The sequence below is a fragment of the Bradyrhizobium sp. MI1.3 genome (assembly GCF_055811695.1).
Genome location: NZ_JBVVPQ010000011.1, coordinates 58,212 through 73,090, shown reverse-complemented (window position 1 = coordinate 73,090; position 14,879 = coordinate 58,212). Strand labels below are relative to the sequence as shown.

At 64.6% G+C, this 14,879-nt stretch carries 13 protein-coding genes and 1 tRNA gene; 8 read left to right on the top strand and 6 right to left on the bottom strand.

Annotated features, from left to right (window positions below):
- Positions 1 to 69: 69 nt before the first annotated feature.
- A complete protein-coding gene (locus tag AC0L3A_RS10555; RefSeq protein ID WP_007594643.1) occupies positions 70 to 831 on the bottom strand; it encodes an enoyl-CoA hydratase-related protein in 762 nt (253 codons plus the stop codon).
- Between the two features lie 131 nt (positions 832 to 962).
- Positions 963 to 1,091, bottom strand: a complete 129-nt coding sequence (locus AC0L3A_RS10550; protein ID WP_256375804.1) for a hypothetical protein — start codon at positions 1,089 to 1,091, stop codon at positions 963 to 965.
- On the opposite strand from AC0L3A_RS10550, the gene AC0L3A_RS10545 reads away from it, so the two are divergent.
- A complete protein-coding gene (locus AC0L3A_RS10545) occupies positions 1,078 to 2,319 on the top strand; it encodes an MFS transporter (RefSeq protein WP_473254318.1) in 1,242 nt (413 codons plus the stop codon). The two genes, AC0L3A_RS10550 and AC0L3A_RS10545, sit on opposite strands and share 14 nt — an antisense overlap.
- A 92-nt stretch (positions 2,320 to 2,411) precedes the next feature.
- Here the strand turns inward: AC0L3A_RS10545 and AC0L3A_RS10540 are convergent, their stop codons facing one another.
- Entirely contained in the window at positions 2,412 to 4,190 is a 1,779-nt protein-coding gene (locus AC0L3A_RS10540; protein ID WP_473254317.1) for an acyl-CoA dehydrogenase, read from the bottom strand.
- A gap of 255 nt (positions 4,191 to 4,445) precedes the next feature.
- Here AC0L3A_RS10540 and AC0L3A_RS10535 point away from each other — a divergent pair.
- Positions 4,446 to 4,520, top strand: a tRNA-Gln gene (locus AC0L3A_RS10535).
- 18 nt (positions 4,521 to 4,538) lie between these two features.
- Here the strand turns inward: AC0L3A_RS10535 and AC0L3A_RS10530 are convergent.
- A complete protein-coding gene (locus AC0L3A_RS10530) occupies positions 4,539 to 5,801 on the bottom strand; it encodes an ROK family protein (RefSeq protein WP_219685146.1) in 1,263 nt (420 codons plus the stop codon).
- Between the two features lie 254 nt (positions 5,802 to 6,055).
- Between AC0L3A_RS10530 and AC0L3A_RS10525 the strand changes: the two genes are divergently transcribed.
- The 4 genes from AC0L3A_RS10525 (at position 6,056) to AC0L3A_RS10510 (ending at position 11,141) form a co-directional block, all read left to right on the top strand.
- Positions 6,056 to 7,021 carry a sugar-binding protein gene (locus AC0L3A_RS10525; protein WP_007594182.1) on the top strand — a complete coding sequence of 322 codons (966 nt, stop codon included), beginning with the start codon at positions 6,056 to 6,058 and terminating at the stop codon, positions 7,019 to 7,021.
- A 51-nt stretch (positions 7,022 to 7,072) separates the two neighbouring features.
- Positions 7,073 to 8,599, top strand: coding sequence for a sugar ABC transporter ATP-binding protein (locus AC0L3A_RS10520; protein ID WP_354127304.1), 1,527 nt, complete (start codon positions 7,073 to 7,075; stop codon positions 8,597 to 8,599).
- The gene (locus AC0L3A_RS10515) at positions 8,596 to 9,657 is read left to right on the top strand and encodes an ABC transporter permease (protein ID WP_007594180.1); all 1,062 of its coding nucleotides are present in this window, start codon (positions 8,596 to 8,598) and stop codon (positions 9,655 to 9,657) included. The genes AC0L3A_RS10520 and AC0L3A_RS10515 overlap by 4 nt, the downstream gene beginning before the upstream one ends.
- A 137-nt stretch (positions 9,658 to 9,794) precedes the next feature.
- Positions 9,795 to 11,141 carry a carbohydrate porin gene (locus AC0L3A_RS10510; protein ID WP_219685144.1) on the top strand — a complete coding sequence of 449 codons (1,347 nt, stop codon included), beginning with the start codon at positions 9,795 to 9,797 and terminating at the stop codon, positions 11,139 to 11,141.
- A gap of 151 nt (positions 11,142 to 11,292) precedes the next feature.
- Here the strand turns inward: AC0L3A_RS10510 and AC0L3A_RS10505 are convergent, their stop codons facing one another.
- A complete protein-coding gene (locus tag AC0L3A_RS10505; protein WP_007594178.1) occupies positions 11,293 to 12,180 on the bottom strand; it encodes a VOC family protein in 888 nt (295 codons plus the stop codon).
- A 164-nt stretch (positions 12,181 to 12,344) separates the two neighbouring features.
- Here AC0L3A_RS10505 and AC0L3A_RS10500 point away from each other — a divergent pair, with 164 nt between their 5' ends.
- Positions 12,345 to 13,532, top strand: a complete 1,188-nt coding sequence (locus AC0L3A_RS10500) for a CaiB/BaiF CoA transferase family protein (protein ID WP_473254316.1) — start codon at positions 12,345 to 12,347, stop codon at positions 13,530 to 13,532.
- Here AC0L3A_RS10500 and AC0L3A_RS10495 read toward each other — a convergent pair.
- Positions 13,529 to 14,314: a DUF72 domain-containing protein gene (locus AC0L3A_RS10495; RefSeq protein WP_354127302.1), complete on the bottom strand. Its 786-nt coding sequence runs from the start codon at positions 14,312 to 14,314 to the stop codon at positions 13,529 to 13,531. The two genes, AC0L3A_RS10500 and AC0L3A_RS10495, sit on opposite strands and share 4 nt — an antisense overlap.
- Between AC0L3A_RS10495 and AC0L3A_RS10490 the strand changes: the two genes are divergently transcribed.
- The gene (locus AC0L3A_RS10490) at positions 14,313 to 14,624 is read left to right on the top strand and encodes a hypothetical protein (RefSeq protein ID WP_231171106.1); all 312 of its coding nucleotides are present in this window, start codon (positions 14,313 to 14,315) and stop codon (positions 14,622 to 14,624) included. The two genes, AC0L3A_RS10495 and AC0L3A_RS10490, sit on opposite strands and share 2 nt — an antisense overlap.
- The last annotated feature ends 255 nt before the right edge of the window (positions 14,625 to 14,879 follow it).

Below are 14,879 nucleotides of genomic sequence, written 5' to 3'. Positions count from 1 at the left end.
TAGTCGGTCCGCACGAAGATTTCACGAAAGTTCTCGCCGTCATTCCGCGGCGCTGCGCCGGACGACAGCCTACTTTTTCTTCTTTCTGCTCGCGAACGCGTTGAACGCGGCGGTGGCTTCTTCCGACTTCAGCCGCTCGCCGAACAAATGGGCCTCCTGGTCGATACGGCGGGTGAGCTCCTCGGATGCGACGCGGAGCAGTTTGCGCGAGGTCGCGACCGCTTCGGCGGGCAGCCGGCAGATATCGCGCGCCACCTTGCGCGCCTCGACCTCGGTATGTCCCGGCGAGACCACGGTGTTGACGAAGCCGGCGGCATGCGCTTCCGCGGCCGTAAAAGTCCGCCCCATCACCAGCATGGCGAAGGCGCGCTGGTAGCCCATCGTGTTCGGCATCAAGAGGCTGGACGCGCCGACCGGCACGAGCCCGAGATGGATGTAGGGCGCGGAGAAGGTTGCCGCGTTCGAGGCCAGCACATAGTCGCAATGGAACAGCATCACGGTGCCCATGCCGATCGATGCACCGTCCACGGCCGCGATCACCGGCTTGGCGTTGAGGGCGAGCGAATAGAGAAACTTGGCGCCGTCGGACAGCGTCTCGGGGCGCGACGTGTCGGCGTGCATGAAATCGTCGATATCATCGCCGGCGGTGAACACGCCGGAGCCTCCGGTGATGATCATGCAGCGGATGTCGGGATTGTTCTGCGCGGTGTCGATCGCGCGGCTCATCTCCCGATACATGTCCTGCGTGATCGCGTTCTTCTTGCTCGGGCGACGCAGGGTGATCACGCGTGTTCCGCGCTCTTCGGTGACGACGATATTGCCATTCGGCATGAGGGGGCCCCTGCGGTCGCCGCGATACTGACATTGGCTAGACTCGCGAAACGTCAGCCTACATCATCTTGCAGGCGTGCCAATGCGCTCGCTCAACCTTTTGGAGGTCGAATTCGCCCGAGACGGGCGCATCACGCTCCCGCCGTGTGACGCGTTGCAATAATCAGCTGCCATTTTCGATTGAAAAACCCCTGGTTGTGGTGCACGATCGCCTCGCGCCGCTCCATTTGGCCGATTGCCTGATTGATGATTGCCGCCACTCGTGTTGACGAATCCTCGCTGCACTATCGCGGCTGGCGCGTCGTGCTGGCCTGCTTCCTGATGGCTTTCTTCATGTTCGGCTTCGGCCTCTACGGCCAGGGCGTCTATCTCGCCGAACTCCAGCGCGCCCATGGCTGGCCGGGCACGCTGGTCTCCGCGGCCAGCACCTTCTCCTTTCTCCTGACTGCCGTCCTCGTCATCTTCACCGACGATCTGCTCGCCCGCATCGGGCTTCGGTCGCTGATCCTGTGCGGCCTGTCGGCGCTCGGCGCTTCGACGGTGCTGCTGGCGCTGCTGCAGACGCCCTGGCAGCTCTATCTCGCCTATGCGCTGATGTCGGTCGGCTGGACCGGCATGGGCACGGTGGTGATCGCGACCGTGCTGAACTCCTGGTTCGAACGGCGCCGCGGGCTCGCGCTCAGCCTCGCCTACAACGGCGCGACCTGCGGCGGCATCGTCCTCGTGCCGCTGCTGCTGTCGCTGAGCGCCAGCATCGGCTTCCGTTCCGCGATGCTGGCAGCCACGCTCGCGATGGTGGTGCTGGTGCTGCCGGTGGTGGTCATCTTCACCGGCTGGCGGACCGAAATGCCGCCGACGTCGGGTGGGGATTCATCCGCTGGCGGCACTGCCTTGCCTGCGGTTCACTCGCGCAAGACGCTGCTCGCCAACGCGGCGTTCTGGACCATGGTGCTGCCGATCGCGGTCGCGCTGCTGGCGCAGATGGGATTCATCATCCACCAGGTGACGTTTCTCGAACCGCTGATCGGCCGCGCCAGTGCGGGCCTTGCGGTCACCATCATGGCGGCGATGGCGGTGCTCGGGCGCCTGTCGCTCGGCCTGTTCGTCGACCGGCTCGATCCGCGGCTCGCCTGCGCGGCATCGATGACGAGCCAGGCGGCGGCTCTGTTCGTGCTTCTGCAAAGCACGAACCCGACCGTGCTGCTCGTGTGCTGCGCCGTCTACGGCTTCTCGATCGGCAACATGATCACGTTCCCGCCCTTGATCATCCAGCGCGAGATCGGCGCGAGCGCCTTCGCCGCCGCGATGGGACTGGGCACGTCGATCAGCGGCATCGTCAGTGCCTTCGGCCCCGGCATCGTCGGTCTCGTGCGCAGCGTAACCGGCGATTACACGACGGCATTTGCGATGTGCGTGGTGCTCGACCTGTTGGCGGCGGGCGTGGTGCTGTGGCGGCCGGGGCGACGTACCAAGCTCGCGGCTTCGTAGCCCGGATGGAGCGCAGCGCAATCCGGGATTCGTGCCACAAGCAATGACAGCGCCGGATTACGCTGCGCTTCATCCAGACTACGCCGTCCCAGCTACCCCAACAATACCGCATCCGCCGCCGCGACCGACTCCGCGCTTTCCGTCACGGTGCGCTCGAGCGCGCCGGCCTGCACGGCGATGTTCTCGGCGAAGAAGCGCGCCAGCGAGACGTAGCGCGCGGCGTCCGTGATGCCATCGGATTTCGCGGCGAGCGCTTCGGATGCCAGCATGCAGCCGCCGAGCGTGGCGGCGAACTGTTGCAGATACGGCGTCGCGCCGGCCAGCGCCTCGTTCGGCGCGGACGCAACCCGCTCCAGCAGCCATTTGCTGGTGCGCGTCAGCGCCTCCAGTGCCTCGCGCAACTTCACGCCCGTGGTGCCGAAGGCGGGATCGTTGGAAGCTTCGACCTGCTTCACGATGGCCGAGAGTTCGTCGAGCAGTGCCCACACCGATGCGCCGCCGTTGGCCGCGAGCTTTCGCGTGACGAGGTCGATGGCCTGGATGCCGTTGGTGCCCTCGTAGATCGCGGTGATGCGGGCATCGCGATAGTGTTGTGCCGCGCCGGTCTCCTCGATGAAGCCCATGCCGCCATGCACCTGCACGCCGAGATAGGCGACCTCGTTGCCGACATCGGTGGAATAGCCCTTGGCCATCGGCGTCAGCAGCGCCGCGCGCGCGGCAGCGTCCGCGCGGACCTTCGGATCGCTGGCGCGTGTCGAGACGTCGATCGCCACGGCGGTCGCATAGCAGATGGTACGCGCCGCCGCGGTCTGCGCCCGCATCCGCATCAGCATGCGCTTGACGTCGGGATGCACGAAGATCGCATCGGAGCCGTCACCCTTCTTGCCGAGAGCGCGGCCCTGCTTGCGCTCCTGTGCGTAAGACAATGCCTGCTGATAGGCGCGGTCGGCAACACCGACGCCTTCGAGGCCGACGCCGAGGCGGGCCTGGTTCATCATCGTGAACATGCAGCGCATGCCCTGGTTCTCTTCGCCGACCAGGAAGCCGATGGCGCCGCCATGATCGCCCATTGTCATGGTGCAAGTGGGCGAGGCATGCATGCCGAGCTTGTGCTCGACGCCGCTTGCGAAAATGTCGTTGCGCGCACCCAGCGAGCCGTCTTCGTTGACCATGAATTTCGGCACAAGGAACAGCGATATCCCCTTGGTGCCGGCCGGCGCGTCCGGCAGGCGCGCCAGCACGAAATGCACGATGTTGTCGGTCATGTCGTGCTCGCCATAGGTGATGAAGATCTTCGTCCCCTTGATGCGATAGGTGCCGTCGGCCTGCTTCTCGGCGCGGGTGCGCAGCGCGCCGACGTCGGAGCCGGCCTGCGGCTCGGTCAGCTGCATCGTGCCGGTCCATTCGCCGGAGACGAGCTTCTCGAGATAGATTTTCTTCAACTCGTCGCTGCCATGCGCGTCCAGCGCCTCCATCGCCGACGCCGTCAGCAGCGGGCAGAGGCCGAAGGCGACGTTGGCGGCGCTCCAGATCTCGGTGCAGGCGGCGTTGATCGCGAGCGGCAGGCCCTGGCCGCCAAAATCCTCGGGGCCGGAGACCGCGTTCCAGCCGCCCTCGGTCCAGCGCTTGTAGGCATCCGGCCAGCCCGGCGCGGTCGTGACCTTGCCGTCGCTGAGCTTGATGCCGTGCTCGTCGCCGACCTTGTTGAGCGGCGCCAGCACATCGGTTGCGAACTTGCCGGCTTCCTCCAGCACGGCGCTCACGATATCGCCGTCGAAATCGCCGTAATGGCCGGCCTCCATGGCAGCCTTCAGGCCGGCGCCGTGGTTGAGCGACAGCAGCATGTCAGAGATCGGCGCGCGGTAGGTCATGGCTCACTCCCGGGGAGACAGTTCTTGCCGCCGTATTCCCATGAAACGGGGGAGGTCTCAACTGTCAGGAGGGGTGGCGGAGCGGCCGTCGAGAGCGGGGTGGCGTAGCGCCCCTATCAGGCATGGCGCGGCGCCGCCGGCGCCTGTGGTATTTTGCCCCTCCGGGCGGTTGAAATGCCGCGCCTCTCCCTATAGACCGGCACCACTCGAGGGAATCCGCGGGCGCTCGTGTCGCCGCCGTTCCCACGGGCCTGATGGGGCGTAGCCAAGTGGTAAGGCAGCGGATTTTGATTCCGCCATTCGGAGGTTCGATCCCTCCCGCCCCAGCCAGCGCTTAGCTCGCGGCGCTTACTCGGTCGCTTCCATGTGGTTTTGGTCCACGACCCGCAGCGTCCGCCGCACCATGCCCTCGACAATGACCGTCGATTCGCTTGGACGCAGATGGATCGCCGTGGACCTGAGCAGCCATGGCAACACCGACTGCTCGAGCCGCTCTTCATAGGCGTGGCGCATCATGTCGAATGCCATCAGGCCTGGACCCGCCAGGATGACATGGTGTGGGCGCAGCACCGATATCGTTGCGGCGACCGCCTCGGCGAGGGCGCGACCTGCCTGCAGGAACAGCTGCTCGAGACGTGGATCGCCGCCCAGCGCACGCTCGCGCAACAGAGCCATCTGTCCTTCGGACGGCTGCTGCGAGTCCGCCGGCGGCAGATCGAGAAAGGTGCGGGCGTCGCGGTAGAGCGCATAATCGGCAAGATAAGCCTCGATGCAGCCGCGCTGGCCGCAGCGGCATTGCGGGCCGTCCGGCGCCAGCTTGACATGGCCGATCTCGCTGCCGGCGCCCCAGCGTGCTTCACCATCGGCAACGACGCCCATCCCGATGCCGTGACCGACCATGATCGTGGCCGAGAGGCCTTGCGCCAATGCCGGTTCGGCGGACGTGAGGGCGAGCGCGACCGCGACAGCGTCGTTCGCCATCACGACCTCGACCCCGAACGCCTGACGTATCGGCGTCGCCAGATCGACTTCGGTGATCGACAGCGCGGGACTCCACAGCGTCGTGCCGGTGTCGACGTTCACGATGCCTTGCAGCGCAATCCCGATTCCCAATAGCCGATGGCGCGGCGTCGCCGTCGCATCGAGCAGCGCATTGATCTGCGCGATCACGAGATCGCGCAGCGCGCCTGCATCGAGCGCGCGCGTCGACAGTGCAAGTCGCGACTGCGCCACGCCGGAGCCCCGGAAATCCGCGATCAGCGTCTCGATCAGGTTCATACGCACGGAGATCGCGACGATGCGCCCGAACTCCGGGTTCAAGGTCAGCAGCACGGCCGGCCGGCCGCGGCGACGGCCATTCGGCCCGTCCGCATCCTCTTCGTCGGGATCGTCGGACCATGCGGTTGCCGCTGTCTCGGTCTCGCACAGCATCTCTTCCGCGATCAGCCGCGACGTCAGGCCTGAAACGGCCGGGAAGCTCAATCCCGTGTTCCGGGCGAGCTCCACACGCGGCAACGGCCCTTGGCGTCGCAAGACTTCGACCAGGCGGCCACGGTTCGAGCCGCGGGCCACGGTTGAAACGCGTCTCGGCGGCTCAGTCTGGTCAACCATGTTGCCCCTTTAATTCTATTGGTGAATTTAATATGCGCGCGGTGCAGTACTGTGGCGTAAAAAGCACATTCGGGAAACGTCTTTGGGCGCCATGTTTACTAATATCGTACCTTATGTACTATTTACGCTTGAATAAGACGCTCGTACATCCTGATCTTGACACTTTACGCTGCGTCATTTCTTCGCGGCGTAAATAAAATAAGGGCGCAAAAGCGCTGTGAAGCCCCGGAGTGGGTGAACAAAGGGAGATACACATGAACGGATCAATCAAGAAATTGATAGTGCCGCTGCTCGCGACCGCCGCCGCGCTCGCGATGGCCACGGGGATGGCGCAGGCTCAGCAGAAAAAGACCATTGCGCTGGTCACCAATGCCGCGGCCGATTTCTGGACCATCGCGGGCCGTGGGCTCGAGAAGGCTCAGAAGGAGCACCCGGAATACGACATCCAGTTGATCGTCACCAACGAGGCCACCGCGGCCGGCCAGCGGCGCGAGCTGGACGACCTGCTGGTGCGCGGCGTCGCCGGCATTTCCATCTCGGTGGATGATGCGCCGCACGCAACCGAAGAGCTCAACAAGGTTGCGGCCAAGACCGTGCTGATCACGACGGACAGCGACGCGCCGCAGAGCAATCGCCTTGCCTATATCGGCACCGACAACGTCGCGGCCGGACGCCAAGCAGGCGAGGAGATCAAGAAGGCGCTGCCGAACGGCGGCAAGATCGCGCTGTTCGTCGGCACGATGGATGCGGACAATGCCCGCGAGCGGGTGCAGGGTATCAAGGACGCGATCGCCGGCACCAAGGTCGAGCTGGTCGACGTGTTCACCGACCAGGTGGACTTCGCCAAGGCCAAGGCGAACATGGAGAACGTGCTCGTCAAATATCCCGACATCGCGCTGTTGTCCGGCCTTTGGAGCTACGAGACACCGCTGATCTACGACGCCGTCAAGGCGGCGGGCAAGGCCGGCAAGGTGAAGATCGTCGGCTTCGACGAGGACCAGCGCACGCTGCGGGGCGTTTCCGACGGCACGATCGAATCGACGGTGGTGCAGCAGCCCTACGAGTTCGGTTATCTCTCCGCCACCAACATCATCAAGACGCTGAACGGCGACAAGTCCTGGATCCCGGCGGGCGGCAAGCTGATCGTGCCGACCAAGGTAATCAGCAAGGCCAACGTCGCGGCATTCACCGCAGACATGAAGAACCTCCTCAAGAAGTGAGTATCAGGCGCCCGGCGGCACGTCCGCCGGGCGTCGTGCGGGAGGAAATGAATGGCGGAAATCCTGTTCGAACTCGCCGGGATCAGCAAATCCTATCCCGGTGTCATGGCCCTCGATGACGTCAGCCTGCGGGTGTACCGCGGCGAGGTGTTGGGCCTGATCGGCGAGAACGGCGCCGGCAAGTCGACGCTGATGCGCGTGCTCGGCGGCGTGATCGCGCCGAGCGAGGGTGTGATCCGCATCGGCGGTAACGACTACGCGCGGATAACGGTGAACGAGGCGACGCAGGCCGGCATCGCCTTCGTGCATCAGGAATTGAACCTGTTCGAGAATCTCGACGTCGCCGCGAACGTCTTCATCGGGCGCGAGAAGCTGATGGGCGGGCCGCTGAAACTGGTGGACAGCGCGCAGATGCGCGCCCGCGTGACGCCGCTGCTGGAGCGGCTGGGTGCGGATTTCGCGCCGGATACGCTGGTCGAAGACCTGTCCATCGCCGAGCGTCAGATGGTGGAGATCGCCAAGGCGCTCTCGATCGACGCCCGCGTGATCATCATGGACGAGCCGACCTCCAGCCTGACGATTTCGGAGACGGAACGGCTGCTCGAGGTGATTGCCGACCTGAAGGCACACGGCATCTCGGTGATCTATATCTCCCACCGGCTCGGCGAGATCATGACCTGCGCCGACCGCGTCGTGGTGCTGCGCGACGGCCGCACGGTGGGAGAGCTGGCGCGGAACGAGCTAAGCCATGCCGCGATGATCCGGCTGATGATCGGCCGCGACCTGAAAGCGCTGCATACTCCGCCGAAATACCCGCCGCAGCCGGGCGGCTGCGACATCGTCGGCGTCGTGACATCGGCTTTTCCCGACCGGCAGGTTGATCTTTCCGTGCGGCATGGCGAGATCCTGGGCCTGGCGGGGCTGGTAGGCGCCGGCCGCACCTCTCTTGCCCGCGCGGCCTTCGGGGTTGACCCGCTGCTGGGCGGCGAGATCAGGATCGACAACGCGCCGATCGCAATCGCATCGCCGCGCGACGCGATCAGCCAAGGCATCTATCTGGTGCCGGAGGATCGCAAGAAATCCGGGCTCGTGCTGGAGCTGCCGATTCGCGAGAACATGACGCTGGCGAGCCTGTTGGATCATGCGCGGATGTGGCTGGTCAGCGGCGCGGCCGAACGCAAGGTCGCGAAAGAGCAGGTCAGGCGCCTCTCCATCAAGGCGCCGAGCATCGACATGGAGGTGGTGACGCTCTCCGGCGGCAACCAGCAGAAGGTCGTGCTCGGCAAATGGCTGTCCATGCAGCCGCGCGTGATGTTCTTCGACGAGCCCACCCGCGGCATCGATGTCGGTGCCAAGAGCGAGATCTACGCGCTGATGCGCGACCTCGCCAACCATGGCGTCGCGATCGTGATGATCTCGTCGGACATGGAGGAAGTCATCGGCGTCTCCGACCGGGTGGCGGTGATGCATGAAGGCAGCGTCAGCGGCGTGCTCGAGCGGGAGCAGTTCAGCGAATACAACGTATTGCGACTGGCCATGGGCCAGGCGCTGGAAACCGCGGAAGCGGCCGCGCCATGATCAGGAAAGAGCTCGGTCTGGGATTGCTGCTGGTGGTGATCGCCGCCATCACGGGTGCGATCAATCCCGCCTTCCTGTCGCTGGTGAACCTCTTGAACATGGCCAATCTGATCGGCCTGTTCGGTGTGTTCGCGCTCGGCGAGGGGCTCGTGATCATCACCGGCGGCATCGACCTGTCGCTCGGCTCGATGTTTGCGCTGCTCGGCGTCGTGTTCGTCGACCTTCTGACGACCTACGACGTGCCGTGGCCTCTGGCGCTGGCGGCCGTGCTGCTGGGCGGGCTGGTGCTTGGCGGCATCCAGGGGTTCCTGATCACCCGGCTGAAGATGCAGCCCTTCATCGTGACGCTGTGTGGGTTGCTGATCTATCGCGGCGCCGCCCGCTACTACACGAGCGATTCGACCCGCGGCTTCGGTTATGGCGACGAGGCGGCGACACTGAGCAACATCGCCTCGGGCAATGTGGCGGGAATCCCGAACACCTTCATCCTGCTGATCGTCCTTGCGCTGATCCTCGCTGTGCTGCTGCACCGCTCGGTCTACGGGCGCTGGCTTTATGCCGTCGGCAAGAACGAGGAGGCGGCGCGCTTCTCGGGCATCAGCACAAACGTCGTGATCGCAACCGCCTATATCATCAGCGGCGGGCTCGCCGGAGTTTCAACAGTCTTGTTCGTGTTCTACACGAACTCGGTCTCGCCGAGCTCGTTCGGAAATTTCTACGAGCTCTACGCGATCGCGGCCGCCGTCCTGGGCGGGTGCAGCCTGCGCGGCGGCGAGGGGTCTATTCTCGGTATCGTGCTGGGCACGGCGCTGCTGCAGGTGTTGCAGAACCTCGTGAACATCCTGGGCATTCCCAACTCGCTGAACTTCGCGGTGATGGGCACGGTCATTCTGATCGGCGTGTTGGCGGATCAGCAATTGCAGGCACGACGGCGCCGCAAGCTGGCGCTGGCCGGCCTCGCCCGTGCGGCGCCGAAATCGACATTGGCCGAGCAAGTCCAAGGCGCGTCACCGCGCCCCGCGGATGCATTGCCGGCGAGAACGGGTGATCGGGCATGACAGATCCACGCTCCAGTTGACACAAGGCCGCCTGGTCGGCGGCCGCTGGGGGAGGGAGCGCGTTCCAGGCTCGAGGGCTTTGGGCAGGGGCGTGAGGCGAAACAAGCAAAGCCTGAGACGGCGGGAGGACGAGACAAATGTTGCGCAGGTTTATAAACACCGCAGGGGTGTGCGGTGTGGGGATTGCTTTCTCATCGCTGTTTTGCGGTGGAGTATATGCGGCCGATTTTTCGACGAAAGCTGCACCTGTTCCTTATGCGGCTGACGATTTCTGGACGAGACCGTATCTGTTCGGCGATCTCGGCAGGACCAGGCTGAAGGAGCAGGGCATCGATATCGGCCTGACGCTCGGTAACGAATCCGTCGGCAATCTCTCCGGTGGAAGCAGGAACACCGCAGCCAACGCCGGTCAGTTGTGGTTTGGCGCGAAGCTGGACATGGGGAAACTCGCCGGCATCCCCGGCGGCACCGTCGGTCTCACGCTGGTCGACCGCTTCGGCAAGAATCTGAATACCGAAGCGGACATTCCCGCCCTGCAGCTGACGAACGAAGTGTTCGGCCGCGGCAATATTCTGCGCCTGACGCAGCTCTACTACTCGCAGAAGCTTTTCGATGACCGCCTTGAACTCAAAGGCGGCCGTCTTCCGGTCGGCTCGGACTTCTTCTTCGGCCTGTGCGAGTTCATCAACCTGACCTTCTGCGGCGGCCAGCCCGGCAACATCCAGGGCGGCTACATCTACAATTGGCCGGTGAGCCAATGGGCCGGGGTCGTCCACTACAAGATCGCGCCGGAATTCACAGTGTCGGTCGGTGTCTACGACGCCAATCCGGGTTACCTGACGACGTCGGACCCAGGCGTCTACTTCTTGCCCGGCATTCCCGCCTCGAATCGCGCCAGTGGCGTGATGGTGCCGGTGGAATTGGTTTGGACGCCGAAGGGGCCCTTGACCGGGACCTGGAGACTTGGCGGCTGGTACGACAGCGCCTCGTCTATTGATGGCGGCCTTCCGGGTGTCATCAGCACCATCCCGGGCGTCGGTGGCGTGCCGGATCAAAATATCAGCGATCAACGCGGCCGCTTCGGCGTCTACGAGTCGATCCTGCAACGATTGACTGTTGACGGTCCCGGTGCGGTAGGCTGGTACACATTCCTCAACACGACCGTCGCCGATCACCGGACGTCGTACCAGGATTACCAGATCGCCCTGGGCTTCCGGCATACCGGAACGTTCTCCTGGCGTCCCCAGGACGAAGTCGGCTTCGCGGTGGGCACGACCCACGTGAACACGGCTGCCCTCAGTCCCAACGCCGGCGGCAACGAAGTGCCGCTCGAAGTCTGGTACGGATGGCAGGCGACCGGCTGGCTGAACCTCAAGTTCGACGCCCAGTATGTCATCAATCCCGGCGGGCGCGGCTATAACGGGGTGGGCGTGAAGACCGACAATGCCGTGGTTCTTGGCATGCGCACCGAGGTCCACTTCTGACGGGACGCTCACCCGTCTGATGCGAAAGGTGGGGCATGCCCGTCCCACCGGAGCGCACGCAACATGTGGCGGCTCCGCTCAGCCGAGCCGCCCGGCCGCGACTTCGGTCATTCCGACGTTGCTGCGGCTAGGCGCGGGACTTGGTTATCACCTATCCCTCGTATTGATCCGGCCCCATCGCCCAAAGCGATTGATCGTGGCCGGATGCGTAATTGCGATTGTTCAGCGCCGGATTGCGATTGACCATCGGCCGCATGAACATCGGGTGGGTGGCGCTGCGAACCTCGTGCTCGACCGTGAACAGCGGCTTGCCGCTGTCGAGATCGACGATGTCGCAGAAGCGGTACTGGTACTGATTGTCCTCGCGCGAGATCAAATCGCGCGCCAGCAGCTTGCGATACGGGCCGGAGAAATCGGTGATGTACATCTGCACGTGGTGGCCGTCATAGTCGCCTTGCGGCTGATCGGTCTCGCGGAACAACAGATGCTGGTCGCGGCCGGTCTTCACGGCGGCAACCGTGCCGTCGCCGTTCCGCAACTCGGATGGCATGCCCATGATCTCGGGGTAGAAGGTGCAGATGCGCGCGGCGGATCCCACCGGCACGTCGAACTCGACATAGGGAATGCCGAGCGCGACGCGACCGAAGCGCGCGGCGTCGGGCTCGTAACAGCGTAGCCGGTTGCCCCACGGACAAATCGCTTCGACATGGTCGTTACGCTCGGCGAAGGCGAACGCCGTGCCCTCGAGCTTCTTCGCGACTGACGCCAATCGCGCCAGCAGCGCCTCGCGGCCTGCGATGACCAACCCGACATGACCGCGCAGCACTTGCGGCCGGCCGCTCGGCAAATGAAACTGGCTCCGTCCAGCGTTGATCCACATGTTGGTGTCGGACACCATCAGAAAGGGATCGCGGGTGAGCCCGAGGCCTGCGACATAGAACAGTGTGGCGAGGCGCTGGTCCGGGACCTGGATGTTGACGTGCTCGAAATGGATCGCGTTGCCGAGATCTTCTTTGGATCGATCGAATTGTTGCGGCATGGACGGGGCTCTGATTGGGGAGGGAGGTCCATACTAGAGCACAATTTCCGCCAGTCGAAATGATTCGCCGATCACATCTCGAGGGTGGGGCATGGCGTCCGTTGCCACCTTGCCGCAAATGCCAATCCCTGTAAGCTGACGAACAGCACAAAGGAAAGAGATCGATGGGAGGGGTTCTGGACGGCGTCCGGGTTCTCGATTTCGGGCGCTATATCGCGGGGCCCTATTGCGCGACCTTGCTGGCCGAATTCGGCGCCGAGGTCATTCGCGTGGAAAAGCGCGACGGCAGCGAGGATCGCTTCGTGGCGCCGGTCGGCGAAAATGGCGAAGGCGCGCTGTTCCTTCAGGTCAACCGCAACAAGAAGTGCCTCACGCTCGATCCGATGAAGCAGGAAGGGCAGGAGGTGATGCGCCGGCTGGTTGCGACCGCGGACGTGGTCGTCGCCAATCTGCCGCCGCAGACCTTGCGCGCGATGAAGCTCGATTACGACTCGCTGAAGGCGATCAAGCCGGACATCATCCTGACGACGGCAACCGCGTTCGGCGGACCGGGGCCATGGTCCGACCGCGTCGGCTTCGACGGCGTCGGGCAGGTCATGTCGGGCGCGGTGTACATGACGGGCGCCGGCGATCCGCCCTACCGGGCTGCGGTCAACTGGGTCGATTTCGGGACCGCGCTGCATTGCGCGTTCGGCACGCTCGCCGCGCTGATCGAGCGCGGCAAATCCGGGCGCGGGCAGATCGTCGAGGGCGCATTGCTCGCCACCGCCTTGTCCTTCACCAATGCCACGCTGATCGAGCAGGCCGTCATCAACGTCAATCGGGTGCCGACAGGCAATCTCGGCCAGACCGCGGCACCCGCCGACATCTATCGCACGAGGGACGGCTGGGTGCTGTGCCAGGTCACGGGGCATCCGCTGTTCAAGCGCTGGGCGAAACTGATGGGCGAGGAGGAGGTCTGGCTGAACGATCCGCGCTTTACCGACGACATCAGCCGCGGCAACAACGGCCCTGTCATCAGCGAGCGGATGGCGCGCTGGTGCGCCGAGCGCACCACGCAGGAGGCCGTCGACACCCTGGGCAAGGCCATGATTCCGACCGGCCCCGTGCTGAGCCCGCAGCAGGCGCTGGATCATCCGCACATCCGCGCCGCCGGATTCATGCAGGACGTCGACTATCCCGGCTTGCCGAAGCCCGCACCGGTGGCGCGCGCCGCCGTCCGCCTGTCGGAAACGCCCGGTGAAATCGCGACGCGCCCGCCCACGCTCGGCGAGCATACCGACCTTATCCTGAGCGAGCTCGGCTACGACAAGGCCGCGATCGCGGCGCTCCGGCAGGGCGGCATCGTCTAGCGGTGAACAACGGCGCCTGCACGGCGGCTTGCCGTCGTGATCGCCGCGCTTTGCCGCACGTTGAGCAATTGCTTCAACGCCTGTGCATCGGCCGGCGCCGCGCTCTTCTGGTCATTGTCGAAATAGACGTAGACGTCGCAGCCCTGCCGCTTCCAGGACGTGATGCGCCGCGCCCATTGCGCCAGCGTGGGTTTCGTATAGTGCCCGTGATAGCGCCCGCTTGGTCCGTGTCCGCGCACATAGACGAAATCCGCGGTGCGCTTCCACGGCGCCGGCGCGTCGTGATGGTCGGACAGGCACAGCGAAATGTTCTCGTCGGCCAGCATCCGCAAGATGCGCGGTTGATACCAGCTCGGATGACGGAATTCGAAACTGTAACGCCGCTTCCGCGACAGCAGCTTGAAGAAGCTGGCGAGGCGGTCCGCGTCGGCCTCGAATTGCGGCGGCAGCTGGAACAGGATCGGGCCGGCCTTGCCGCCGAGCCGTGAGATGCGATCCTCGAGCAGCTCGAGGCTGTTCACCGAGCGATCCGAGAGGCGCTTCCAATGCGTGATGAATTTCGAGGCCTTCCAGGCGAAGACGAAATCGCGGCCGGTCTGCGCCCGCCAACCCTCGACGGCCTCCGGCGTCGGGGTGCGGTAGAACACGCCGTTCAGCTCGGTGGTGTCGAACTGCCCGGCGTAGTAGCTCAGCTGCTGCTTCAGCGTCACGCCCTCGGGAAAGAACGGGCCTCGCCAGGAGGCGTAATGCCAGCCGGAAGTTCCGATCAGAACGCGCGCCATGTTTGACGTGTCCATCCGTTGCGATTTGCCGGATGGGAACGTCCGTGCGGCCGATACGTTGCTCGTGAGCTTGATCAACGCAGGACCGGAACCGATGTACGCGCTGTTCGAAGGAAATAAGCAGATCGGCGACCCCTTTCCCTCCGAGAAGGAAGTGTGGGAAGCCGCCTTGATCGAGGGGCTGGTGACCGACGTGCCGGTCGCGGACGAGGAGGGCGGCCGCCTTCTGCCCGCCGGCTATCACGTCGCGCAGGTCGAGGAGACGTTCGAGCCGAAGCCCGGCTGGAAGCTACCGCGCGAGATCTCGTGAGCGGGCGCGTGTTCGCAGGGCGGTGAGCTTACTACGCGCAGCCAGGCTTAGCCGGATGAATGCGCAAGACCCGGTGAGTTCGTTATCGCTTGAAGCACGGCAAGACGGTCGGGCCTCAAGATGATCCGCCGCGGCGGCTGATCGCCGACTTTCGAAATTGGTCCGTCGACGAAGTAAGTGGCGCACCTCGTTGAGGCCCGTTCAGCGAGGCATGACGGATTTGGATTTGCTCAGGTTCAGTTCTTCGATGCCGCT